Here is a 24,676-nt window from a genome sequence, read left to right on the forward strand (position 1 = left end):
GCAACGCCGTCCGTCGATGGCCGCTGTATAGAGGCACCAAACCGCAGGTGTCAACGCCCCCTTTTGCGGATTTTTGCAAAATCGTCATGGGGCCATGCCGGGCCAGTAGAGGCCGCGGATCGGCATCCCGGTCGAAACCCACCCGAAAGGCCCATTTTGCTGCATCTAGAGCCCAAATCAGGAATAATTTACCATATTGCGCCGCATCAAAAATTTCCTGCGCTCTGTGGATAAATTCCAGCCAGCCCGGTCGGCTTGCTCCAAATCCGGGTCGGAATCGGCCTCACCCTCGCGAAAAATTTTTCAGAATCTCATTTTGGGGGCCGCGGCGACCAACAAACGCGTCATTTCGCTTTGCGGCACCGCAACAAGAAGATCGGGAGGACCGGATTCGACGATCCGTCCGGCATCCATCACGCAGAGCCGATCGCACAAGGCCGCCATCACGGCCAGATCATGGGCGATGAACAGGAGCGCCGTGTTGGCCTTCTCGCGGATGTCGAGCAGCAGGTTGAGGATCTGCGCCCTGACGGCCACGTCGAGCGCCGAGACCGGTTCATCCAGGACGATCAGGGCCGGATCCGTTGCCAGAGCCCGGGCGATGGCGACACGCTGGCGCTGGCCACCGGACAGTTCATGGGGGAAACGGCCGAGCAACCGTTCCGGCAGGCCGACCCGCTCCATCAATGCCAGGATCCGCTGCCTCTCCTGCGTCCGAGACAGGGAATGCCAGATTCGCAAGGGATCGCCGATGACGCGCTCGACCCGGGCACGCGGATTGAAGGCAGCCAGGGGATCCTGGAACACCATCTGCAGCCGCGGCCGGATATGGCGCAACGCCTTGCCGGCAAGATGGGTGATCTCGCGTCCTTCGAAACGGATGGAACCGGAATCGACCGGATTGAGTCGCAGAATCGCGCGGGCGAGGCTGGTCTTGCCCGCGCCGGAGCCTCCTGCCAGACCGACGATCTCGCCCGGTGCGATGGCAAGGTCGACGCCACCCAGGATGGCATGCCGCCCCGCCGGACCACGCACGCTGAAGCACAGCGCCTCGATTTCAAGCAGGGCATCAGCCATGACCGGCCCCCTCCCCCACGGCGGGAACCTTGACGGAAAAATCCCTGGGATCGATCTCGGCAAAGCGGCGCGAGCGGGGACGTCCGAGCCCCTGATTCTCGAGGTCCAGACTCTTCAGTTCCAGACTCTTCAGTTCCTGCCGTGTCGCCAGCAAGGCCTTGAGATAGGGATGGGATGGTGCCCGGAACAGCCGCTCCGCCGGGCCGGCCTCGACCAGGCGGCCCTGATAGAGCACCGCGACATCGTCTGCCAGTTGCGAGGCAAGGGCGATGTCGTGGGTGACGAAGATCAGGGTGAGCCCACTTCCCGCCGTCAGCGTCCGCAGCAATTCGACGATGGCATGCTGCGTGATAGAATCGAGAGCGCTGGTCGGCTCGTCCGCGATCAGCATGCTGGGCTCGCTGACCAGGGCCGCGGCGAGGGCGATGCGCTGTTTCTGGCCACCTGAAAACTGGTGCGGATATTTGCGCAATGCGGCGTGCGGATCGGGCAAGGCCATGCGGCCGAGCCAACCCTGCGCCAGGGCCAACGCGTCCGCACGACTCCCGCCCCGGCAGGCCCGGCGCGCCTCGGCGATCTGATCGCCCACCCGGATCAGCGGGTCGAGGCTGCCGCCCGGATCCTGGAAGACCATGCCGATATCGCGCCCGGGACGCGGCTGCGAGGCAAAGCCCGGCCGGGTCAGCCGGCCGGTGCTGACCGCATTGGATGGCAGCAGCCCCGCCAGGGCCGCCGCCAGGGTTGACTTGCCCGATCCGCTTTCTCCCAGCAAGGCCAGATGCCGGCCGGCCTCGATGTCGAGGTCGATGGCCTGCAAGGCCGGATGCATGCCGGCACGATCGCGATAGGAGACGCCGAAGCCGCGCAAGGAAAAGAGCTTCATGCCGCCGGCTCCTTCACGCGTAGCGCCTTGGCATAGCCTCGCCCGGTGAGATGGATCGCCAGCACCATGGCAACAAGGGCAAGACCCGGCACCAGCGATAGCGACGGTGCGCTGCGCAGCAGCGAGCGCCCTTCGGCCACCATGCTGCCCCAGCTCGGCCGGTTGGGATCGCCGAAACCGAGGAAGGACAGAGCCGCTTCGATCAGCACCGCCGCCGCCGCGATGATCGCAGCGAGCGAAATCACCGGCGGCAGGGCATTGGGCAGGATCTCGCGAAAGCCGATGACGAGCGGATGCATGCCGGCAACACGGGCGGAGGCGACGAAATCGCGCTCGCGCAGGGAACGGATTTCGGCGCGCGCGATGCGGGCAGGTTGCGGCCAGGCGCCGGCACCGATTGCCAGCACGACGGCCGGCAGGCTCGGCCCGGTCACGCTGATCAGCGCCATGGCGAGCAGGAAGGCCGGCACGGTCTGGAAGGCATCGGAGAGGCGCATCAGCACGTCGTCGGTCCAGCCGCCGAGGAAACCGGCCAGCGTGCCGACGAAACAGCCAAGCAGCAGCGAGGCGAGCGCAGAAGCGATGGCCACGAGAAGCGTGGTACGGCTACCCCAGGCGAGCTCGGCGGCGATGTCGCGCCCCAGCCGGTCGGCTCCCAGAGGGTGGGCCGAATCGGTGAAAGGCGGAAGCAGCGGCGGCGCACTGATGGCAAGCGGATCGCCGGGAAAGATGAATGGCGCCGTCAAGGCCAGCGCAGCAAACAAAGCAAGCAACACCAGGCCGACACGGCCCTCCCCACTGCGCAGCATGGCCATCAATATGGTCATGCGACACGCTCGCTGGCGCCGATGCGCGGATCGAGCCAGGCCTGCACCAGATCGGCCAGCAGGTTCATGGCGATGACGACGATGGCGCTGAACAGCACTACGCCGAGCAGCAGCGGCGTATCGCGGCGAGAGACCGCCTCGGCCGCCAGGCGGCCGAAGCCGGGTATGGCAAAAACGCTCTCCACCACCACGCTGCCGCCCAGCAGGGAAGCCGACTGCAGGCCGAGCATGGTGATCACCGGCGCCAGGGCATTGCGAGCGACGTGGTTCAACGCCAGCCGCCAGCCCGTCACGCCGCGGGCGCGCGCGGCCCGGATGAAGTCGGCATGCCAGACCTCCTCCATGCCATCGCGCAACAGGCGCAGGAACAGGGTCATGTAGAGCAGGCCGAGCGCGCCGACCGGCAACACCAAATGCCGGGCGATGTCCCCTGCCCGTTCCAGGCCCGTCTTGCCGGAAGCCATCGTTTCGAAGCCGCTAGCCGGCAGCCAGCGCAGCATGACGGAAAAGACCAGGATCAACACCAGGCTGAGCCAGAAGCCGGGCATGGCGTAGAGGGCGAGCGAGCCCAGCGACAGAACGCGATCGAGCCAGCCATTCGGGCGCCAGCCCGCCAAGAAGCCGAGCCCGATGCCGAGCAGGAATGCCAGCGCCAACGCCGAGCCCATGGTGATCAGCGTCACCGGCAGGCGCTCGAGCAGGACGCCGAGCACCGGCCGCTGAAAGGCGGTCGACCAGCCGAAATCGCCGTGAGCCAAGGCCGACAGATAGGCCTTGAGCCGAAAGGCGGGCCCCTGATCCAGACCCCACTCGCTTCTCAGCTCGGCGATCCGCGCCGCATCCGCCCCGCCGATACCGGCGACATAGGCATCGACGGCATCGCCCGACGCCGATTCGAGCATGAAGAAGGCGCCGATGACGACCAGGAGCAGAACCATCAGGGCTCCACCCAGCCGTCGAAGAAAGCGCGGAATCACGGGCGATTATTCCCGGATGCGCGGACGTCTCGTCCGCCTCTTGGTCTCCCGGGAACGTGGCGGTTCCAAGAGCGGACGAGACGTCCGCGCACCCGGAAACGATATCACGGTGCCATCTCCGGCAAGGCGGTATCCGCCCAGGACGACACCGCCCAGCGCGGATTGTTGGAGACGTTCTGCAAATTCTCGCTGGCCACGGTGATGAAGGAGAACTCGGCCACGTTGATGAGCGCGAGATCGTCCACCACCAGCTTCTGGAACTGCTTGTAGAGCTCGGCTCGTTTTTCGGGATCGATCTCGACCGCGGCCGCCGCGATCAGCGCATCGGTCTTGGGATTGGCGTAGCCATACTGGTTCGAGAACGGCACGCCGGCCGGTATGCCGCTCTGGAACAGGATGGTGGTGGAAATCGCCGGATCGGAGCGGTAGACCGGCGTGCCGACGGCCAGATCGAAAGCGTGATCGGTATAGACGGCCTTCAGATGGGCGGGCGAATCGTTGGAGACGATCTCGGCATCGATACCGATCTTGGCCAAAGCCTGCCGGAGATAGGCGCCGAACTGCACGGTTTCGTTGAAGAAGGGCGCCGGTAACAGCTTGAGATGGAAACGGATGCCATCCGCTCCCTTCTTGTAGCCGGCTTCGTCGAGCAAGGTCTCGGCCTTGGCCGGATCGAATTCGTAACGCTCGACATCCGGGTTGTAGAAGGTCTTGTCGGTCTGCGGCACCGGTCCGGTGGCCGCAGTCGCATAGCCGCGGAAGATCGCCTGCACAACGAAGCCCTTGTCGATGGCATGGGCAATCGCCTGGCGGACGCGTAGATCCGCCAGTTCCTTGCGGGTATGGTTGATCTCGATGATCATCTGATAGGTGAGCGCCTCATAGCCCGTGGAATAGACCTTGAGGCCCGGCACCTTGGAGATGCGGTCGAGATCGGCCAGCGGCACGGCCGAGAAAGCGGCAAGCTGGATCTCGCCCGCCTCGAGCGCCGCGCCGGCGGATTGGCGATCGGACAGCACCTTGAACAGGATCTCGTTGAAGTGCGGCTCACCCTGGGCCCAATAGGCTTCATTGCGCCTGAGCAGATAATATTCGCCCGGCTTGTGCTCGACGAATTTGAAGGGCCCGGTGCCGATGAGCTTCTCATTGGCCGGGTTCTTCATGATGTCGGTCCCGGCAAAGACATGCTTGGGCAACACCGAGGTCAGGGCCGGCAGGCAGTTGCGGATGAGCTGGAAGGGTGTGGGCGCCGAGAAACGCAGGACCGCCGTGAGGGGATCGGGCGTATCGACGCTTTCGAGATCCTTGAATACGACACGGCCGAGATTCTGCAGCTTCTTCCACACTTCCAGGGCGGAGAAGGCGACATCGGCCGAGGTGAAGGGCTTGCCGTCATGCCATTTCACATCGGGGCGCAGCTTGAAGGTGACGGCCTTGCCATCGGTCGATCCCTCCCAGGACAGGGCAAGCTTCGGCACCAATCCGTCCGGGCCGTTGTAATCGGCCTCGGCCAAGGGCTCGACCACCTTACTGGCGACGAAGAAAACGCCGTTCGAAGCAACGATAGCAGGGTTGAGATTGGTCGGCTCGGAATCGGCGGCAACGGTCAGGCGACCGGCCGGAACTTCGCTGGCAGCCAGGCGATGCGGCAGCCCAAGCGCCAGGGCCGTTCCGGCACTGGCGAGCAGGAATGAGCGGCGGCTAAGCAGGATCGGCATGTGCAACCTCCCGGGAGGAGCCGTTCGAATCAGCGTGATTGGATGATGCTTGGCTGAGAATGGCAAGCGCAGCATTGACCCCGGTGCCGGCATCGGCCTGCCGGCCGAGTTGGTTCAGCGCGCCGCCCAGCGCCGCCACCGCGGTCACGGCCAGCATCGGCTCGGCCGCCGGGCCCATATGGCCGATGCGCAGCACCTTGCCCGCCGTCTCGCCGCGACCAAGCGACAGCATCACGCCGTAACGTTCCAGCAGCGTATCGCGCAGACGGATGTCCGCAATGCCCTCGGGCAAGCGGAAGACCGTAGCGGAGGGTGCGGCAATTGCTTCTCGTGCCGGCCACAGCTGCAGGCCCAGCGCCTTAAGCCCGGCCCGCGCGGCTGCCGCCGTACGGGCATGCCGGGCCCAGACCCGTTCGGGCCCTTCCCGGAGATAAAGGTCGAGCGCCGCGTCGAGGCCATGAATCTCCGCGAGCGACGGCGTGACCGGAAACGCCCGCCCGGCCTCGGCCGCCAGTTCCCAGTCGAGCAGCGACAGGAAGGAAGCCCGCGGGGCATCCGGGTTGGCCTTGATTCTCTCCCAGGCCCTCTCACTGACGGCAAGCAGGCTCAGGCCCGGCGTAGCCCCCAGGCATTTGGCCGCGGAGGTCACGAAGATGTCGATCGCGGCCTCCTCCGGATGCACGTCCAGGCTGCCGAAGGAGGAAACGGCATCGGCGATGACATAGGCGCCGTGCGCGCGGCCGAGGCGGCCGATTTCAGCCAGGGGATTGAGCGTGCCGGAGGGCGTGTCGTGATGGCAAACGGTGATGATCGAAATATCGGGGCGCGCCGCCAGCGCCTCGCGCACCCTTTCCGGGTCGATCGCCTCGTCGAACGGCACTGCAAGCTCGATCACCTCGCTGGCATAGCGGCGGGCCCAGCCGGCATAGCCCTTGCCATAGACGCCCGAAACGAGATTGAGCACGACGTCCTTGCGGCCGATCAGGGAAGCGGCGGCAGCTTCGAGCCCCAGCAATGCGTCCCCCTGCAGGATCAGGGGCAGGCTCGAAAGGCGCAAGGCGGCCTGCAACTTACCCACCACCGAGCGGTAGAAATGCTGGAAAGCATGATGTCCATCATAGACGGCAGGCCGGGCCATGGCGTTGAGCACAGCGGGATAGGCCGTCACCGGCCCGGTCGTCAGCATGAAAGGCGGTGGTGCAAGCATGGAACAGTCCGCGCGGAAAACGATTTGATTGGATGCTAGCTTTGCGGCGCATCGCCGACAACGCATGAATTACAGCGAGTTAACGCGCCTCATGGGGAAATACATGTTAGTTGCGTTAAAAATAGGACTGTCTCCGGCGTGACTGTTCTGCGACGCTCATCATCGGGTTGTCTTGTGTTCGACACGATCCCGTTGTTAATGGCACCAGGTAGAGTTTCCCGATGAAGCGTTCGGATGGGCTTCATCGGGAAACTCTGCGAATGCCCGATAACGAGCAGTCTCTCTTGATGATCCTTGCCGCCCCATCAAGAGAGACCTACTTGCGGGACATGGTGCGATGACACGTTTCGGCAACCGGTTCGAACCCTTACCCAGACGGACATGATGAAGAACAAACTCGAATATGTTTGGCCGGTCATCGGGCTCGCCGCCGTCGTATTCTCGGTCTATCTCCTGTCCAAGGAGCTCAAGGGCGTCGAAGTCGGCCAGGTCTGGCAGGCCGTGGTCGATCGCGGCCCCGTGATGATCCTGCTGGCCTTCGCCTCCACCACGCTCGCCTACGCTGCGCTGGCCTGGTACGATCGCATCGCGCTGATGCATGTCGGCAAGAAGCTGTCCTGGCCGGTGGTCTCGGTCGTCTCCTTCGTCGCCTATGCGCTCGGCCACAATATCGGCGTCTCCGTGCTCTCCTCCGGCCTGGTGCGCTACCGGGCCTATTCCAGGATGGGGCTGAACGCAGCCGAGGTTGCCGTCGTCACGGCCTTCTGTGCCTTCACCTTCGCCTATGGTGCCGTGTTCCTCGGCGGCATCGTGCTGGTGGGTGAGCCGGAACTGCTTTCGCGCCTGTTCCATTTCCCGCCCAGCGCCGCCTTCATGCTGGGCTTGGCCATGCTGGCCTTCGTACTGCTCTACCAGGCCGGTGCGATCCTGCATCTCAAGCCCCTGCGCATCCGTTCGCTGCAGATCGCCTATCCCAAGCCGACCATCGCCTTCCGGCAGCTCTTCGCCGCTCCCATCGAAATCGTCGGTGCCGCCGGCATCATCTATTTCGCCCTGCCCGACGCCCTCAACCCGGGTTTCTTCGTGGTATTGGGCATGTTCCTGGCTTCCTTCTGCGCCGGCCTGATTTCCAACGCCCCGGGTGGTGTCGGCGTGTTCGAGGCGGTTTTCCTGCTGATCATGCTGCCGGCCGGCGCCAATCCGAGCGATCCTGCGGTGATTCAGTCCAAGGCTGAGATCATTGCGGCCCTCCTGATGTTCCGCCTGCTCTATCTGCTCATCCCGCTGGCGATTTCCTGCGTCATCGTGCTCTACACCGAGCGCCAGTCCCTGGGCGGCCTGCTCGGCTCCGTCGTCGGCGGCAAGTCGGTCGAAGGCAAGGACACCCAGCCGACGATCAAGCTCGAAACCGTGCGCCAGGACCCTCCGCAGCATTCGTAAGCCCGGCCAGATCGGCGCTTGCTCGATTTGCCTTGAAGTCGGGGCGCAGATCGCTCGATCAGGCCCTGCCTTCATGTCAGCTCAGCACGAAATCAACGGGCGTGGGTGCCTCGGGCAGGTCGGTCTCGCCGAGATCCTCCAGAATGTTGATTTCGATGGTCCGGCAGATCGCCATCACCGGCAGGCTGTTCGGTGTGGCGCCAAAGGGCGCCACCAATTCGTCGCCGAGCACGTCGAGACCGAAGAAGGTGTAGGTCACGATGGCAGCGATCACTGGCGTCCACAGGCCCATGCTGTCGGCAAGGCCGAAGGGCAGCAGGAAACAGAACAGATAGACGGTGCGGTGCAGCAGCAGGGAATAGGCGAAGGGCAGCGGCGTCTGCTTGATGCGCTCGGCCGCGGTCAGGTCGGTCGAGAGCCCCGAAATTCTCTCCTCGAGAACTTGCGCCATCTGCGCCGAGATCCGTGCCTTGTCGAGGGCTTCGCCGACCAGCCGGCTCATCTGCAGCAACAGGCGATTCGGCCCGTGCCGGCTTGCGGTGACGGCAGCACGATCGGCGGCGTCGAGATGGCGTAGCGCCACTTCGTCCGGCGCCTCGTCGCGCAAATGGCAGCGGACCAGATCGCAAAAAGCGATGGCAAGAAGCGCCAGCCGCCTCGCCACCTCCGGCTCGGCGGCAAGATAGGCAAGGGCCTGGCGCGACAATCCCCTGGCATCGATCACCAGAGCCCCCAGGATCTTGCGCGCCTCCCACCAGCGATCATAGCTCGCAGTGTTGCGAAAGGCCGAGAAGATCGACAGCGCCACGCCGATCAGGGAGAAGGGCAAGGCGGCGATCGGCGGCACATGCATGAAGCCGCGGGTTTCCAGCAGCGTCACCGCAACCGAGATCAGCACCACCACCAGCATTTGGGGCCAGATCTGCGGCACGATGGAGCCGCGCATGATGAAGAAGAGTTCCCATGCCTGCGGGTTTTTGCGAACAATCATAAAAGAGTGATCCGGTTGGGGCGTATCCTGGCATGTGGCACGCAGGCCAGCTTGTGCCACACCGCGAAGGCGACGTGAATTTTCTCGCCGCCGCATCGGGATGCCGTATTGTCGCGCTCGGCCGGGTGCGCTGGAGGCCAGCCCCGATCGGCGCTTCAAAACAGGAGAAACGATGCCGCAGCATCTGGGTGCAGTCACACTGGTCGTCCGCGACTATGACGAGGCCAGGGATTGGTATGTCGGCAAGCTCGGTTTCGAGGTGGTCGAGGACAGCGACCTCGGCGACGGCAAGCGCTGGCTTCTGGTTGCTCCGCCGGGTGCTGGCCAGACCCGCCTCCTCCTCGCCAAGGCTGCGTCGCCGGTACAGGCGGCGGCAATCGGCAATCAGACGGGGGGCCGCGTCTTCCTGTTCCTCAATACCGACGATTTCCGGCGCGATCATCGCCTCTATCTCGCGCGTGGCGTGCGATTTCACGAGGAGCCGCGGGTGGAGGCCTATGGCACGGTGGCAGTGTTCGAGGATCTGTACGGCAATCTCTGGGACCTGCTGCAATTGAGCGGGTCGGACAGGCCGGCATGACCTGTCATTTCCATGCCGGCCTATGCCCGGGCTGCGGTCAGGGCCGGCTGTTCCTCTATCGCAGTGCTGACACAGGCACCGTCTATGGCCATTGCGAGGAATGCGAATGGGGATATAGATCGCCGGACAGGCTGGCGGCAAGGGACGGCTTTCTGACGCTCCTGGATGAGGAAGATGCCGAGCCGGCCAATGAGGAAGACATCCGTCGCAGCGCCTGGGCCAATGGCAGGATTTTCGCGGTGCGCGAATAGAATTGCCGCCTTTTCCGCTCCTGACGCGGGGTGATCCGCTCGGTGGCGCCTCTCGCCATTTTCGATGGCCTGGTGTCCGATCGCACACGGCCCCCTCGTCGTCTTCGATAAGACCCGAATGCGGTTGACGATGGCCTCGAGATCATTTAAGTTAGCGTTCGTTCACTAACTTAAATGATCTCGAGCAAGCCAGCAGGACAGGACCATGACCTCTCCTACGCCGTCACAGACCAGGGCTTTCTCCAACGGATTGCTGGCCTATGCCCTCGCGAGCGTTGCGCTCGCCCTGTTCTACTGGGGTGTCTATCTCTACATCGACAGCCTGCCCTGCCGCGAACTTCTGTGCAATTTCGAATGGATCCTGCTTTTCTTCGGTCCGATCGTGGCAGTGTTTCTGGTGGGGCCCCTGGCCAATTTCGGAATTCTCCTGTGGGAGCGCCGGCGCTCATCGACCGTCTGGCCACTCCTGCGCCTCGCCTTCAGCGCGATCGGCGCCGGCTTCTCGGCGCTGGTCGCGGCGACCTTCGTCATCCAGCTGGCACGGCGCGGCATGGTCATGATCGATCTTTCACCCCAGAGCCTGATCTTTGCCGTGATCTTTTTGACAGCGACCTGGATCAACCTGCGCTGCGCCGAGGCCATCCTGCGCAAGGGCGATATCTGTCCGCTGCGCTGCAGACGGACAACGTCGTCCGGCCATTGGAAGGACGCAATCGGCTGAGATTGATGCATCCGGGTCCGGGCCGGCAGGTTGCACGGGCCGGTGGGGGACTCATCGATGCGCAATGCCGTCCGAATCGCTCTGACTGCCGCAATCATTGGGGGCATAGCGGCCCTTCCCGGCCTGGCCCTGGCCGAAGTGAATGCGGCGAACAGCCCGGCCTCGCCGAGCCGCCCCTTCAAGACCACGACTGTCGCGCGTTTCGACACGCCCTGGGCCATCGCCTTCCTGCCCGACGGGCGCATGCTCGTCACTGAGAAGGGCGGGCAGCTGTTCCTGGTGACCCCAGCCGGCACCAAGTCTGAGGTTAGCGGCGTTCCGCGCGTGCAGGCCGGCGGCCAGAACGGCCTGCTCGATGTTGCGGCCTCGCCGGGCTTCGCCCGAGACGGGCTGGTCTATTTCAGCTATGTCGAACCAAGCTTCGGCGGCGGCACACTCGCCCTGGCACGAGCCAGGCTGAAAGAGGCGGGCGGCAAAGCGGGTCTCGACGATCTTGCCGTGATCTGGCGCGCTTCGCCCAAAGGCGGGGGCGGCCAGCCGGGCGGCATCATCGCCTTTGCTCCCGATGGGCGCCACCTCTTCCTCAGCTCCGGCGACCGCATGGAACCGGAAACCGCCCAGAACACCGAGACCAATCGCGGCAAGATCCTCAGGCTCAATCTCGACGGCACGGCGCCTGCCGACAATCCGATGGCGGCCCAGGGCGGCGTGCAGGCCGAGATCTGGAGCCTGGGCCATCGCAATCCCTATGGCCTGGCTTTCGCCCCCGACGGCAGCTTGTGGGAAAACGAGATGGGGCCGCGCGGCGGCGACGAGCTCAATCTGATCCGCAGGGGCGCAAATTATGGCTGGCCGATCGTCTCCAATGGCGACAATTACAGCGGCGTGCCGATCCCTCGGCACCGGACCCGCCCGGAATTCGAAGCCCCGGTGATCTATTGGACCCCGATCATCGCCCCCGCCGGCCTGGCCTTCTATTCGGGCAAGCTGTTTCCGCAATGGCGGGGCTCCGCCTTTATCGGGGCGCTGCGGGGCGAAGCTCTGGTGCGCATCGCCTTCGACAGCAAGGATGGTGCGCGCCAGGCCGATCGCTGGGAGATGGGAGCCCGCATCCGTGATGTCGCCGTCGATCGCGACGGCGCGATCTGGCTGATCGAGGATGCTTCGGACGGACGCCTGCTGCGCCTGACGCCGGCAAAATAGCTCAGGCGGTGAAGTCCGCCAGCGGCACATGCGCCGCCGCCTGGCGCGGCAGGCATCCGCTCAGCCGCGGATCGGCGCAGACTTCCACCTCGAAGGCGAAGGGCACGAAGCCGGAGCGGCGGTAGAAGGCAAGCGCACCGGGGTGGTCGAACGTGCAGGTATGCACCCATAGCCGCTCGATCGGTCTTGCCCAGGCCTTGGCCAGGGCCTGGTCCATCAGGAAGCGGCCGGCGCCCTGTCCGATCGCTTCCGCCACCAGGCCGAAAAAGGCGAGTTCGCACTGCCCCTTTTGGCGGAAATCAAGCTCCAGCAGGCCAAGCTGCCGCTTGCCTGCCATGAGGACATAGACCTCGACATCGGGATGCTCCAGAATCGCCCTGAGTTCGGCGTCCGGCATGGCCAGGCGCGAAAACCACAGCCAATCCTCGCCGACGGCCCGATAGAGGGCGCGATAGTCGCTCAACTCCGGCTTCTCGATCCGCTCCAGCGTCAACGGCCGTTCGAGCGGCTTCGCCGGCTTGGGCCTGGGCTTTTGCAGCATCTCGAGGCAGGTGACCACATTGGCGAGCATGCCGGGCGGCACGTTGGAGTAGCCGGCGGGAAGAATGGGAGCGGAGGAGGCCATGGAACCGAACAATGCTGAAGCGTTTTGTGATCTCAATGAAGCACTTCAAATCACAACGGCGCGTCGAAGCAAAGAGCTATAACGATTTGACGGAGCTCCCAAGAATCGCAAAAACTCGTCGAACCAAAGAGTTGGAGCAAACAAACGTTCGGTCTTGAACGTGCTTTGCTCTGGGGTACCGCGACACTTTCCCCAAAATCCACCTTGCCTCACCCGATCTCCCGGCCTCAATCCTTCTCCACCGTGTTGATCTCGGACTGCGAGCCGTCGCGCCAGGTCACCTGCACGCTGATCGACTTGGTACTGCCCGGTAACTTCAGATAGGTCTTGGCATTGTTGGGGATCGAATAGGGATCCTTCATATTGCAGACCGGCAGGTCGAAGCGGGTCAGCGGCGGCGCACCATTCAGGCCGTATCGTACCTCGGTGATGGCGCAGCGATAGCTCACCAGCGTGGTGAAATAGACCAGCACGCCGTTGAAATCGCGAAACTCCACCCAGCTGCCCTGGATCGAGGTGAGATTGCGGCGCTGGTCCTCGTAAAGGGCGATGTCCGGGTCGAAGCGAATCGAGAAGGGGCCGACATCGGCGCCATCGATGCTGCGATAACGCACCTGGATGATGCCCGCCTGGGCGCGCGGCGACATCGAGAAGGATGGATTGGGCATGCGCCCGCCCGTACGCTGGTCGAGGACGTCGAGCAGGCCGGTCTCCTTGAACTCGCCGGCCTCGCCGACCCGATACGACAGGGCCGTCGCCGGCTCGGGCAGGGACAATGTCACCGTCCAGCCGGCATTGGAGCGCGAGAAGCTGGCGATCGGAGCACGGCCGATGGGCTGCGTCAGCTGGCCCGGCTTGGTGTCCGGACGGACCAGGGCGAGCTGCTGGCCGGTCGCCGCACCGCCCTGCTGGAGATTCAAGGCCTTGGCCGGATCCGTCGTGGGCGGATTGGCCGGATTCTGAAGGGCGATACGGGAGTCCTTGCCACCGATCGTGACCCCCGGCCCGAGCTTCACGCCGGGCCCGATCGAGACACCCTTGCCGGCCTCGGTCCGTCCGACGGTGTTGATCTCGGTGCGGATGTTCGGACCGGTATTGCCTTGCGGGCTCGCCGAGGCGACCTGCTGCCCCACCTGGGGGGTGGTGTCCACCGCGTCCGACAGCACGACGTCGCCGATGACCTGGTCGTAATAGGCCGGCGTCTGGTCGTGGCCGACGCTCGCGGCCAAGGCACGCACATCGACCTGCGTTTTCTTGGCGATCTCGACCAGGGTCTGGCCGGGCTTCGACAATTCGCCGAGGAAGCTGCGGGTGAACACGGAATTGGGATTGCCGTCCTGGTCCGACAACCGATCGAGCGCCTCCTGCTTGGCGCCCGCCGACATCAGGACGAAGACGCCCTCCGGCGCATCGACACGGGCAAGGCCGCGGGTCGCCGCCACCGAGCGCGACCTGTCATTGGCGAAGGGGTTGTTGCGGCAGGCATCCAGAACCAGCACGGCAACGCCGGCTCCCCTGTCCCGGATCCCGTCGATGACGCGCTCCACCGAAAAGGATGCATCGCGGATGAGATCCTGCTGATTGGTCTGGACCGAAGGAACGTCCGTGGGCAGCAGATAGTTGGTACCGCCGATCTCGAAGCCATGGCCGGCATAATAGAACACCGCCCGGTCGCCGGGCTGGATATCGGCGTTGAAAGCCACCAGGGCCCGGCTCATGCCGCGCTGATCGGCATTCTCGACCCGCCTCACCACATAACCGAGCTTTTCGAGCTGGTCGGCAATGGCGCGGGCATCGGAGACCGCCTTCTGGAGAGAGGTGACATTGGCATAGGAATCATTGCCGATGACCAATGCGAGATTGCGGGCCAGGGCAGCTTCGGCTGCGCACAGGCCGAGCGCCAGCGATAGAACCAGACTAGTGAAGAAGCGTGCCGAACGCCGCATGATACCCTCGAAACCGGCAGGATCAGTCAGGCGTCGCCGGCCGCGCCTTTATAGTTTGCTTGTATAGTTCGCCTGGCGGCAGAAGGCACGAGTTTTGCGGTCCGAACCGTGCCTTTGCGCACTCCGATCGCCTTGCACGATCCTGTTCACGCCAGTCGCGAGCGCTTGCCCGGACCGTTCTTCTTGTCATGGGCAACGCATCGACTTCCCTTAAGTGATACGGCTTACGAGCGAGTGAGAGAAGGTCTCCCCTCCTACTAAAGATTGATTTGGACGCCCCCGAAAGACTCCTCCATCCGCCTCGCCCACAAAGTAAAAATCTGCGATAAATCAATAAATAGAACTTAACTACTGATACATTCTGCTCAATTCAGAGGAAACAAGGCATGCTGACGAAGCCATCTATTGTTCAGCATTCGGAGCAATGGTCAACGGTGGAGCCGTTCGAGGAATGCCGTCGCCTGCTGCACAAGGCCGCATTCTCGATGCAGCACCCGCTGGCCAGCCATCCCCTGTTTTCGATCGACGCCCTGGTGAATGTGGCCGAAGAAGCAGCCAAACGTCCGGGCGACCTCTATTGGGATGCCGGCGACCTGTCGATCACCGACAAATGGGGCTCGGTCCCCAAGCCGGACATGACGGTACGCCAGGTCATCGACCGCATCGAGACGGCCGGTGCCTGGATGGTTTTGAAGCACATCGAAATCGATCCGCGCTACAAGAAGCTGCTGGACGAATTCGACGACTTCATTCGCCAGATTGCCGGCCCCGAAGGCTCCAAGCTGCTCAGCAACACCGAAATGCTGATCTTCATCACCTCGCCGCGGCGCAAGACCCCCTATCACTTCGATGCCGAGGTCAACGTCCTCACCCAGATTCACGGCACCAAGGACATCTGGGTCTGCGATCCGATGGATCGCAGCATCACCACCGAGGATGAGCTCGAGCGCTATTACGCGGTGACGACCACGGCCGGCACCTTCAAGCCGGAAGCCGAGCGGAAGGCGCGCAAAATCACACTGCAGCCCGGCGACGCGGTGCATATTCCTACGCACGGCGCGCATTGGCTGCAGAATCACGACAATATTTCGATCAGCCTGTCGCTCAACCTCGAATTTCCGAACTGGAAGTACAAGGATGTCTACCGGGCCAATTACTATTTGCGCCGCATGGGCTTGAAGCCCCGTTCGCCGGGCCATTCGGCAATCGTCGACCGCTCCAAGGCCGCCACCATCGGTTGTGTCCGCCAGGTCAAGAAGCTGGTGGGTCGCTGAGGCAAGATTCGGCTGGCGCGCCGCGAGATCAGCGCGGCGCAGAAGCTCCGCGGCGGCCGATCCGATACACCGTGGCCGGCGGTAGGTTGGCGAAGGCCCGGCCGATCCGGACCGCCCGCAAGCCAAGTTCTTCGAGCATCGGCCCCGGCACGGGGCAGCGGGCGCCATAGGTGAATTGATAGAAAGCGCCGCCCGGGCGCAGGATTTCGAAGGCGCCTGCCAGTATGGCACGAACCTTGTCCCGGGGCAGGTTGAGGAGCGGCAGCCCGCTGATCACCGCCCCAGCCATCGGCCCACCGAAGAGCTCGAGCGCTCCCAGGCTGGCCGCATCCTCCTGCAGCACGCGGGCCAGGGGAAAGCGCACACGCAGCAATTCGACGAATTCGGTGCCCCGCTCCAGCAGCGTGAGCTCGTCCTCCCGTATGCCACGCGCCAGCAGGGCCCTGGTGAAGACACCCGTACCCGGCCCCAGTTCGACGACAGGCCCCGAGGACGAGGTGATCTCCCGAGTGATCAGCTCGGCAAGGGCCGGCCCGGAAGGCGCGATGGCGCCCACACTGAGGGGATCGGAATTCAAGGCCCGCAAGAAGGGCAATACGTCACGCATGGTCATGCCATCGTCCGCTCGCGATCGAGACCACATGGAGCATCGCGGCTGAGGCAGGCTCCATGCATCCGCCGAAACGGATGCAGCCTCGATCATGCCTGCACCGCCGGTGCCTGCCATCACATCGAGAGGCGGAACGCGACTCAATCTTCGCCGGCAGGCACGACCATTTTGCCCGGCTGCATTGAGCCAGCATTGCAACCCTTAGGCGGTCGTCAAAAAAGCGGCATAGACCGGCCCCGTTGCGGGACCGGTCTTGTCTCCCGACGCTACAGGGCCCTCACGCGATCGCCGAGGATCTTGCGGGCCGCCTCATATTTGGCCCGGGCCTCCCTGATCGCCCCATCGAGCTTGTCGAGCGCCTTTTCCTGTTCCAGCATCTTCTGCGAATAGAGCCGGGCTAGGTCGGAACCCTGCGGTGCCGATTTGAGATTTTCGCGGATGCGTTCCTGGTCCTGGGTGATGCCGTCGCGCTGTTCTTCGAGGCGGCTCGTCGCGGCCTGTGCCTCGTCGCTCGCCTTGGCCGCCTCGGCAACCGTGGCAAGCCGGGCCTTGGTCTCGGCATCGAGATCGGGGGCGGCCATCAGGGCCTGGATACGCTCGCCGGTGACATCGGCAATCGCCATCGCCTCGACCACGGGCCGTTCCAGCGTGACCTTGTATTGCCTGGACTTGCCCGCCTCGACGTCGAAACGGATGCGATAAGCCTGGCCGGCGATGGTCGCCTCCTCGGCCTTGGGCTCCACCAGGGTCCAGTCGGCTACGCGCGGCTGCTCGATCACCATATGGCGCAGCTCACCGGCGCCGTTCTTGACCCGATAGGTCGTGGTCTGGCGCAGGCGACTCTCGACCTGGAGCGTACCGTCGACCACCTTGATCTTGGTGATCGCCTTGGCCGAACTCGACTCCGAATCGACCAGCACCTTCTGGTCGGCGCCGAAACCGATCAGGCGGAAATCGCCGGTCGGCAGCAGCGGGAACTGGGCTTCGCCCGAGAAGAGAGGCCCGGCCTCGGTGCCTTCATAGATGGTGGCCGAGCCTGCGGGCAGCGAGGTGGCGCCGTCGTTCTTCAAGGTCAGCGCCTGCCAGGGATTGCGGCTGCCGCCCTGATACCAGGCCACGGCCTGCGAGGGCATTTTGAGATCGACGAAGGGAATGGTGAGGCTCTCGCCCGAGCCGACACTGACCAGCTTCGACAGGGTGAAGCTGGCGCCGGCGGCGTTCTCCTCGGCGGCGCTGCCGGCTTCCTGCGGCTCGGCCATCCTGAATTCCTGTGCGCCGCCACCCTGGCCGAGAAAGGCCTGATTCTTGCGAAGCCGCGCCGATGGCGCAATCGGGGCGGGCGCGGCGGCGGGAGCCGGGATCGCCAAGTCGTTCATAGCCTGGTCCGCGCCGGCGCCGCCAGACATCCTCAATTCCAGATTCTGCTGTCCGGCATCGGTACGCGGCAAGGCCGTGCGGCTCACCGGCGGCGCAATGGTCTGGCGCTGGACGTAATAGGGATCGTAGAGCGCCTGGCGGAAGGTCACCGGCGAAGCCGAGGACAAGGTCACCTCGACATCCTTCCAGGGATTGCCCGTCATATTCTCCAGGACGACCCAGCCCTGCAGGCGCGCCTTGTCCTCGTCGGCCTTGGGCAGGGTCAGGCGGTAGGCCGCCTTCCAGACCGGCGCTTCCGCCACATAGCCGATGCGCACGGTGCGCTTGCCGCCCTCGGCGAGCTGGATGGAAATGTCGCGGCCGGAACGGTCCTGCGCCGTGCGCAGGGCCTTCAGCGCCGTCTCGACCTGCTCGCCGAGCCTGGCGTCCTTGAATTCCAGCCCTTCGGCCTCTTCCAGGATGAACTGCTCGATCGCGGCGCCGGAGAAGACGGAGACGCGGGTGCGGGTCATGGTGCCGCCGTCCTTGCTGGTCACCGTCTCCGTCTGCACGCTGGCGATGCGCCCTTCGAGCTTACGCGGGCCCGAAAGCTTGATTTCGGCCCCCTTCAGCGCCGCGATCAGGGCGGGCATGCTGTCGAGATCGGATTTCGCGAAAGGCAGGGAAGCGAAAGTCTCGTCCGCACCGGCCTTGCCGGGCAGCGTGGCCGAACCGGTGCCGGCCGGATCGAGAATCAGCACGCTCTTGAGGATGTCGTCGACCTGGTCGAGCCGGGCACGCAGGGTCAGCGTCTCCTTGCCGGAAACCTCGGCAGCATATTCGAAATAGCCGACGCCTCCGGTGCCGAGCACGGCACGCTTTAGGACGAGTTCGGCGGCTTCAGCGGTACCGGTAAGCATGGTGGTGGCCATCAGGACGAGGAGAATGGGGGAACGCATGAAAAGCCCTCAAGGGAGATCGGCGACGGGTCTCGATGCCGTTGTAGCAGCTTTGCGGCTTATCGGAGGTGTATCGGCGGTTACAGGCAAGCGCAACCGGTGGTGGGCCGGCGTTCGCACCGCCGCCAACCAGGACGCGATTGACATCCCTCGCCCTGCCGACTAATCAGAGATTGTTACATTATAACATTTCAGATTTTGCGATGGGCCTGCAGCCTGTCCTTTCCAGTGTCATGGAGATCACGATGCGTTCGATGATGTTTGCCGCCGTCCTGATGGCCGCGGCAGCGATCATGCCCCACCCGGCCACCGCCGCCGAGAAGATCAAGGTCGTCGCCGCGGAGAATTTCTATGGCGACCTCGCCAGCCAGATCGGGGGCGAGCACGTCGAGGTCACCTCCATCCTGTCCAATCCCGAGGACGATCCGCATCTGTTCGAATCGAGCCCGTCCACTGCGCGCGCGCTCTCGACCGCCGCGATCGTGGTCTATAATGGCGCCGACTATGACCCGTGGATGGACAAGCTGCTTTCCGCCTCCGCCAATCCCGATCGCAAGGCGATCGTCGCCGCCGAGCTCACCGGACACAAAGTGGGCGACAATCCCCATCTGTGGTACGAACTGAAGACGTTCCCCGCCGTGGCCACGGCGCTGGCCGCCGAGCTCGAAAAGCGCGATGCTGGCCACGCCGCCGACTACAAGGCCAATCTCGCCAAGTTCGAAGCCTCCTTCTCCGAGTTGACGAAGCAGGTCGATGCGATCAAGACCAAGTACAAGGACACGCAGGTGACTGCCACCGAGCCGGTTTTCGGCTATATGGCGGAGGCCCTTGGCCTCAAGATGCTCAACCAGGATTTCCAGACCGCGATCATGAATGACAGCGAGCCGAGCCCCAGCCAGGTCGCCGCCTTCGAGAACAGTCTCAAGGACGGCTCGGCCAAGATCCTGTTCTACAACAATCAGGTCACCGACGAGACCACGAAGCGGCTCCTGCAGATCGCCAGGGATCACAAGGTCGCGGTGGTGGGCGTCACCGAAACCATGCCGGCTGGCACCGCTATCCAGGCCTGGTTCGACGGACAGCTCGGCCAGGTCGATCTGGCCCTTTCCGGTTTGACGCAGTGAGTGCTGTCGGTTTCGAGAAAGTCAGCCTGACCCTCGGGAGGCGCCGGATCCTGTCCAGCGTCTCCTTTTCCATTGCCGAAGGCCGGTTTGTCGGCCTGCTCGGTCCCAACGGTGCCGGCAAGACCACGCTGATGCGAGCCGTACTCGGCCTGGTCAGCCCGCAGGCCGGGCGGATCAGCGTGCTCGGCGAAGCACCGCGGCGCGGCAACCCCAAGATCGGCTACATGCCGCAGATGCGGCGCAGCGCAGCGCTATCAGGCCTCAGCGGCTACGAACTCGTGCTCGGTGCCATCGAAGGCACGCGCTGGGGCTGGCCCTTCGCATCCGCGGCCGACAAGGAAGCGGCCTGGGCCGCAATCGAGCGCGTTGGCGCCGCCGATCTCGCCCGCCGGCCGATCTCCCAGCTTTCCGGCGGCGAGCGCCAGCGCCTGCTGATCGCCCAGACCCTGATCGGCGATCCCAGGCTCCTGCTGATGGACGAGCCGCTCGCCAGTCTCGACCCGGCCCATCAGCGCGGCATCGTCGAGCTGATCAAGGAGGTCGCCTCGGAGCGCGGCATCGCGGTGCTGTTCTGCGCCCATGAGATCAACCCGCTGCTCAACGCCGTCGACCAGGTGCTCTATCTCGGCCATGGCCGCGCCGCGATCGGTACCGTCGACGAAGTCGTCAACCGCCATGTCCTGTCCGATCTCTATCGCACGCCCATTCACGTCGCCCGCGTCAATGGTCGCATCTTCGTGATGGCCGAGGAAGGCGAGCTGGAAAGCCACGTGCATGATGGGTGACGCCTGGGAGCACGGGCATCCTCCCGGGACCGCCGGCTTCCAGCCGGCTCTTCCCACCCCCTGACCGATACGGTTCCAAGAGCCGGCTGGAAGCCGGCGGTACCAGGAAAGAAGCCCCACGATGTTCGAGTATGAGTTCATGCGCAACGCCTTCATGGCCTGCACGATCGTGGGGATCGTCGCCGGTATCGTGGGCTATTTCCTGGTGCTGCGCGGCGAGACCTTCGCCGGCCATGCCCTGGCGCATGTCGGCTTCCCCGGCGCGACCGGCGCCGCACTCCTCGGCCTCTCGCCCTTTGTGGGCTTCACCGTCTTTACCGTCCTGGCCGGCATCGGCATCGGCCTGCTGGGGGAACGCGCCCATCGCGACGTCGCCATCGGCATCGTGCTCACCCTCTCGCTCGGCATCGGCCTGCTCTTCCTGTATTTCTACAAGGCCTATGCCGGGGCGGTGACCAATCTGCTGTTCGGCAATGTACTCGGCGTCAGCCTCGCCACGGTCTGGATCCTGGCCGGCCTCGGCCTCCTCTGCCTGGTCGGTCTTGCCGTCATCGGGCGGCCCCTCCTGTTCGCCAGCCTGCAACCCGAACTCGCTGAGGCCAAGGGCGTGTCGACATCCCTGATATCAGCCCTCTTCATGGTGGTCGTGGCCCTGGCCACCGCCGAGGCGATGCAGATCGTCGGCGTCCTGCTGGTCTTCGCGCTGATGGTCGCCCCTGCGGCGGCGGCATTGCGGATCAGTCACCGGGTCCGCCAAGGGTTGATTATCTCCGTGGTCCTGGCGGTCGCCATCGCCTGGATCGGCCTGATTCTGGCCTTCTATACCGATTGGCCGACCAGTTTCTGGATCACGGCCCTGGGAGCGCTCGCCTATCTCGCTGCGGGGCTTGTGGCACGCAAGCGCGGGCGCTGAACAGGAGATCACGCCCCCCCGGACAGTGTTGCCGTCTTCTCCATCACTGCGGCGAGGACATCGAAAATGCGCTTGTCGGCCGACTGGGCCACGTTGAAGCGCAGGAAGCGAGCGGCGTTGCGCGAGACGCTGAAGACGTTGCCGGGGGCCATCACCACGTCCCGCTCCAGGGCCTTGCGTGCGATCACCGCCGAATCCAAGCCCTCGGGCAGTTCGGCCCACAGGAACATGCCGGCCTGCGGCTCGAGCCACAGGCGCAGCCCGCAGCCCTCCAGTCTTTCCGCCGTTGCGGCCATTGCCTTGGCCAGCCGCGGGCGCAGACTGTCGAGATGGCGACGGTAGCTGCCATCGGTCAGCAGGCGCAGCGTGGTCTGGGCCGCGACATCGCTGCAGCCGATGCCGGTGGCGAGCGCCAGATCCGTCAGTCCTTCGATCCAGTCGGCCCGTGCCACGATATAGCCGCAGCGCAAGGCCGCCGTCAGCGTCTTGGAGAAGCTGCCGAGATGGATGACGCGCTCGAAACCGTCGAGCGCCGCCAGGCTCGGTGAAGGCCGGGCTTCGAAATCGGCGAAGATATTGTCCTCGACCAGGATGAAATCATGCTGCTCGGCCAGTTTTAAGAGGCGGTGGGCGGTTCCCACGCTCACCGTCGCGCCGGTGGGATTATGGAGGACGGCATTGGTCAGATAGAGCTTGGGACGATGCTCGGCGCACAGGCTGGCGAAATGCTCGAGATCGGGACCCTGGCGGGTGTAGGGCACACCGATAATGCGGGCCCGCTGCGCCTGCAGCAGCGATTGGAAGTTGAAATAGCAAGGATCGTCCACCAGCACGACGTCGCCGGGCTGGATCAGGAAACGGCAGACCAGGTCGATGGCGCGCGAGCCCGAATCGGTCAGCAGAATGGCGGCAGGCTCCACTTCCAGGCCCCGCTCCGCGAAACGGCGGGCCAGATGCTCGCGGAGCGGCCGCAGCCCCTGGGGCACGCTATAGGTCGAGATATTGGCGCTCTCGTCGCGCGCCACGGCACGAAGCCCGCGCCGCACCATGTCCTCGGGCAGCCAGGAATCGGGCAGCCAACCGCAGCCGGGATGTAGCGCACTCGTCTGCTGGGTCAGGGACTGCCGGTAGATCCAGAGCGGATCGATAGCACGGTCAAGGCTCGGTCCGCTCTCCGCCAAGGCGAAGGGGCGGATGCGACCGGCAGCAAAAAAGCCCGAGCCCGGCCGCGCCGCCACGGCACCCTGCGCGACCAGCCGGTCATAGGCCTCGACGACGGTCGATTTGGATACGCCCTGCCGTTCGGCCAGCCGGCGGATGGAGGGCAGGCGCGCACCGGGCGCCGTGGCGATCAGGCGGCGGATCTCCGCCATCGTCGCCTCGATCAGCGTGGAACCACCAACTTGATCCAGCATCCGTACCTCTCCATGAACCAGTACAGTTCAGATCGATTGTACCGGTCTGTCCCTGTCGATGCCAGCGCAATTCTGGGACAACAAACTCGATTATTCGAAGGTTTCCCCATGACGACTGCCATCAGGATCAGACAATTCGTACCGGCCGACCGGGATGGCGTGCTCGACGTCATCCTCCCCATTCAGCGCGAGGAATTCGGCATCGAGATCACGGCAGGCGACCAGCCGGACCTGAACGCGATCGGTGATTTCTATCAGAGCGGCCGGGGTGGATTCTGGGTGGCGGAACATGACGGCGCCATCGTCGGTACGATCGGACTGAAGGATATTGCTCCCGGCCGCACCGCGAAAGCGCAGGCCGCTTTGCGCAAGATGTTCGTGGCCGCCCCCTATCGCGGCCGGCCTTACGGCGTGGCTTCGCGCCTGCTCGGCCATCTCCTGGACGAAGCCCGCGAATGCGGCATCGAGGAAATCTTCTTGGGAACCACGGCCAAATTCCTGGCCGCCCACCGATTCTACGAGAGGAACGGCTTTGCCGAGATCGCCCGGCACGATCTGCCCGCCAGCTTCCCGATCATGGCGGTCGACACGAAATTCTATGTCCGCGGCATTGCCGGCTGACGAAACGAAATACGAAAGATACAAAAATGGACGACAAGTCGGCAGGCTGGCTCAACGGTTTCCTGGGCGTGGCGATCTTCTCCGGATCGCTGCCGGCCACCCGCGTTGCGGTGCATGACCTGACGCCGCTTTTCCTGACCACGGCACGCGCCGCCATCGCCGGCCTGCTCGGCATCGCCCTCCTGGTCATCCTCAGGCAGAGATGGCCGCGCGCTTCGCAGTTGGGTTCCCTGGGCCTGGTCGCCATCGGTTGCGTGGTCGGCTTCCCGCTGCTGACGGCGCTTGCTCTGCAGAGCATCACCTCCTCGCGCGCCACCGTCTTCATCGGGCTCCTGCCGCTCGCCACCGCCATTTTCGGGGTGCTGCGGGGTGGCGAGCGTCCTCGCCTGGGCTTCTGGGTGTTCTCGATCGCCGGGGCCGCCATGGTGGCCGCCTATGCGTTGAGCCAGGGTGCCGCCGGCAATGCCTGGGGCGATGGGCTGATGGTGGCCTCCATCCTGGTGTGCGGCCTCGGCTATGCCGAAGGCGCCCGGCTGTCGCGCGATCTCGGCGGCTGGCAGGTGATCTCCTATGCTCTCATCCTGTCGCTGCCGGTGATGCTGCCGCTGGCGATCTGGTGGCTGCCTGCCGATCTCGGCGCCATCGGCTGGCCGGCCCTTTCGGCCCTCGTCTATGTCTCGCTGTTCTCCATGCTGATCGGCTTCGTGTTCTGGTATCGCGGCCTTGCCCAGGGTGGCATCGCCGCTGTTGGCCAGTTGCAATTGCTGCAGCCCTTCATGTCGCTGGCTCTCGCGGCCTTGCTGCTGCACGAACAGGTCGGCCTGGCGGTGTGGGCCGTGGCCGCCGGTGTGGTGATCTGCGTCGCCGGCGCCAAGCGCTATGCCTGATGCGCGCGCCATGGCCGACACGATCCCGCCGCTTCCCCCGCGGCGGTATGCCCCGGAAAGCGTGATTTTCGTACCGACAGCATCAGGCTCGATTTCGGAATCGAGTCTGATGCTGTCGTTTCTTGTTGTCGCATCGGTCCTGCCGAACACCGGCCTCCACTTTTCGGGACGATGCTCCGGAGCAAAACGCGTTCAAATGTGAACGCGTCTTTGCGATTCTTGGTGACTCCGTCAAATCGCAAAACGCTATAGGCCCGCTGTCCAGCGGGCTTTTTTGGGGCGGTCA

23 protein-coding genes are annotated in these 24,676 nt (G+C 64.5%); 11 read left to right on the top strand and 12 right to left on the bottom strand.

The genetic code is table 11. From position 1 onward, the window contains the following. Positions 1-303: 303 nt before the first annotated feature. From QM672_RS21560 to ppaT, 6 genes are all read right to left on the bottom strand, one after another. On the bottom strand, positions 304-1,077 hold the full coding sequence (locus QM672_RS21560; RefSeq protein ID WP_415085003.1) for an ABC transporter ATP-binding protein: 774 nt from the start codon (positions 1,075-1,077) through the stop codon (positions 304-306). Further along, complete coding sequence (locus QM672_RS21565) at positions 1,070-1,960, bottom strand: ATP-binding cassette domain-containing protein (RefSeq protein WP_415085005.1); 891 nt, start codon at positions 1,958-1,960, stop codon at positions 1,070-1,072. The genes QM672_RS21560 and QM672_RS21565 overlap by 8 nt, the downstream gene beginning before the upstream one ends. Next, the gene (locus tag QM672_RS21570; protein ID WP_311932794.1) at positions 1,957-2,787 is read right to left on the bottom strand and encodes an ABC transporter permease; all 831 of its coding nucleotides are present in this window, start codon (positions 2,785-2,787) and stop codon (positions 1,957-1,959) included. Before QM672_RS21570 ends, QM672_RS21565 begins: the two co-directional genes overlap by 4 nt. Further along, on the bottom strand, positions 2,784-3,725 hold the full coding sequence (locus tag QM672_RS21575; protein ID WP_415085007.1) for an ABC transporter permease: 942 nt from the start codon (positions 3,723-3,725) through the stop codon (positions 2,784-2,786). The genes QM672_RS21570 and QM672_RS21575 overlap by 4 nt, the downstream gene beginning before the upstream one ends. Before the next feature lie 143 nt (positions 3,726-3,868). Then, positions 3,869-5,482 (bottom strand): ABC transporter substrate-binding protein, encoded by a 1,614-nt coding sequence (locus QM672_RS21580; protein WP_415085009.1) that lies wholly within the window; start codon positions 5,480-5,482, stop codon positions 3,869-3,871. Next, positions 5,466-6,689 (bottom strand): pyridoxamine--pyruvate transaminase, encoded by a 1,224-nt coding sequence (ppaT, locus tag QM672_RS21585; protein WP_311932797.1) that lies wholly within the window; start codon positions 6,687-6,689, stop codon positions 5,466-5,468. Before ppaT ends, QM672_RS21580 begins: the two co-directional genes overlap by 17 nt. Positions 6,690-7,070: 381 nt before the next feature. Here ppaT and QM672_RS21590 point away from each other — a divergent pair, with 381 nt between their 5' ends. After that, positions 7,071-8,129, top strand: coding sequence for a lysylphosphatidylglycerol synthase domain-containing protein (locus QM672_RS21590; RefSeq protein ID WP_415085011.1), 1,059 nt, complete (start codon positions 7,071-7,073; stop codon positions 8,127-8,129). 76 nt (positions 8,130-8,205) lie between these two features. Here the strand turns inward: QM672_RS21590 and QM672_RS21595 are convergent, their stop codons facing one another. Beyond that, on the bottom strand, positions 8,206-9,120 hold the full coding sequence (locus QM672_RS21595) for a bestrophin family protein (RefSeq protein WP_311932800.1): 915 nt from the start codon (positions 9,118-9,120) through the stop codon (positions 8,206-8,208). Positions 9,121-9,292: 172 nt separating this feature from the next. On the opposite strand from QM672_RS21595, the gene QM672_RS21600 reads away from it, so the two are divergent. The 4 genes from QM672_RS21600 to QM672_RS21615 all read left to right on the top strand — a co-directional run bounded on the left by QM672_RS21600 (position 9,293) and on the right by QM672_RS21615 (position 11,875). Then, positions 9,293-9,700, top strand: a complete 408-nt coding sequence (locus QM672_RS21600; protein WP_415085013.1) for a VOC family protein — start codon at positions 9,293-9,295, stop codon at positions 9,698-9,700. After that, entirely contained in the window at positions 9,697-9,951 is a 255-nt protein-coding gene (locus tag QM672_RS21605) for a hypothetical protein (protein ID WP_415085015.1), read from the top strand. Before QM672_RS21600 ends, QM672_RS21605 begins: the two co-directional genes overlap by 4 nt. 205 nt (positions 9,952-10,156) lie before the next feature. Further along, on the top strand, positions 10,157-10,672 hold the full coding sequence (locus QM672_RS21610; protein ID WP_367625106.1) for a hypothetical protein: 516 nt from the start codon (positions 10,157-10,159) through the stop codon (positions 10,670-10,672). 57 nt (positions 10,673-10,729) lie between these two features. Further along, complete coding sequence (locus QM672_RS21615; RefSeq protein WP_415085017.1) at positions 10,730-11,875, top strand: PQQ-dependent sugar dehydrogenase; 1,146 nt, start codon at positions 10,730-10,732, stop codon at positions 11,873-11,875. Between the two features lies 1 nt (position 11,876). On the opposite strand, the gene QM672_RS21620 is transcribed toward QM672_RS21615, so the two are convergent. Together QM672_RS21620 and QM672_RS21625 are read right to left on the bottom strand one after the other, a co-directional pair. After that, positions 11,877-12,500, bottom strand: coding sequence for a GNAT family N-acetyltransferase (locus QM672_RS21620; protein WP_367625104.1), 624 nt, complete (start codon positions 12,498-12,500; stop codon positions 11,877-11,879). A gap of 227 nt (positions 12,501-12,727) precedes the next feature. Beyond that, complete coding sequence (locus QM672_RS21625) at positions 12,728-14,446, bottom strand: caspase family protein (protein ID WP_415085020.1); 1,719 nt, start codon at positions 14,444-14,446, stop codon at positions 12,728-12,730. A 386-nt stretch (positions 14,447-14,832) separates the two neighbouring features. Between QM672_RS21625 and QM672_RS21630 the strand changes: the two genes are divergently transcribed. Then, the gene (locus QM672_RS21630) at positions 14,833-15,720 is read left to right on the top strand and encodes a cupin-like domain-containing protein (protein WP_311932810.1); all 888 of its coding nucleotides are present in this window, start codon (positions 14,833-14,835) and stop codon (positions 15,718-15,720) included. A 28-nt stretch (positions 15,721-15,748) separates the two neighbouring features. On the opposite strand, the gene QM672_RS21635 is transcribed toward QM672_RS21630, so the two are convergent. Beyond that, on the bottom strand, positions 15,749-16,333 hold the full coding sequence (locus QM672_RS21635; RefSeq protein ID WP_311932811.1) for a class I SAM-dependent methyltransferase: 585 nt from the start codon (positions 16,331-16,333) through the stop codon (positions 15,749-15,751). 263 nt (positions 16,334-16,596) lie between these two features. After that, positions 16,597-18,645, bottom strand: a complete 2,049-nt coding sequence (locus QM672_RS21640; protein WP_415085022.1) for a DUF4139 domain-containing protein — start codon at positions 18,643-18,645, stop codon at positions 16,597-16,599. A gap of 245 nt (positions 18,646-18,890) precedes the next feature. On the opposite strand from QM672_RS21640, the gene QM672_RS21645 reads away from it, so the two are divergent. The 3 genes from QM672_RS21645 to QM672_RS21655 all read left to right on the top strand — a co-directional run bounded on the left by QM672_RS21645 (position 18,891) and on the right by QM672_RS21655 (position 21,467). After that, entirely contained in the window at positions 18,891-19,769 is an 879-nt protein-coding gene (locus tag QM672_RS21645) for a metal ABC transporter solute-binding protein, Zn/Mn family (protein ID WP_367625100.1), read from the top strand. Beyond that, a complete protein-coding gene (locus QM672_RS21650) occupies positions 19,766-20,554 on the top strand; it encodes a metal ABC transporter ATP-binding protein (protein WP_367625099.1) in 789 nt (262 codons plus the stop codon). The genes QM672_RS21645 and QM672_RS21650 overlap by 4 nt, the downstream gene beginning before the upstream one ends. A 121-nt stretch (positions 20,555-20,675) precedes the next feature. Next, positions 20,676-21,467 carry a metal ABC transporter permease gene (locus QM672_RS21655; RefSeq protein WP_415085025.1) on the top strand — a complete coding sequence of 264 codons (792 nt, stop codon included), beginning with the start codon at positions 20,676-20,678 and terminating at the stop codon, positions 21,465-21,467. An 8-nt stretch (positions 21,468-21,475) separates the two neighbouring features. On the opposite strand, the gene QM672_RS21660 is transcribed toward QM672_RS21655, so the two are convergent. Beyond that, positions 21,476-22,882 carry a PLP-dependent aminotransferase family protein gene (locus QM672_RS21660; RefSeq protein WP_415085027.1) on the bottom strand — a complete coding sequence of 469 codons (1,407 nt, stop codon included), beginning with the start codon at positions 22,880-22,882 and terminating at the stop codon, positions 21,476-21,478. 108 nt (positions 22,883-22,990) lie between these two features. On the opposite strand from QM672_RS21660, the gene QM672_RS21665 reads away from it, so the two are divergent. Beyond that, a complete protein-coding gene (locus QM672_RS21665; protein ID WP_415085029.1) occupies positions 22,991-23,503 on the top strand; it encodes a GNAT family N-acetyltransferase in 513 nt (170 codons plus the stop codon). A 26-nt stretch (positions 23,504-23,529) separates the two neighbouring features. Further along, positions 23,530-24,390 carry a DMT family transporter gene (locus QM672_RS21670; protein WP_415085031.1) on the top strand — a complete coding sequence of 287 codons (861 nt, stop codon included), beginning with the start codon at positions 23,530-23,532 and terminating at the stop codon, positions 24,388-24,390. Positions 24,391-24,676: the final 286 nt, after the last annotated feature.

The sequence above is a fragment of the Labrys sp. (in: a-proteobacteria) genome (genome assembly GCF_047605565.1).
Lineage (GTDB): Bacteria > Pseudomonadota > Alphaproteobacteria > Rhizobiales > Labraceae > Labrys > Labrys neptuniae.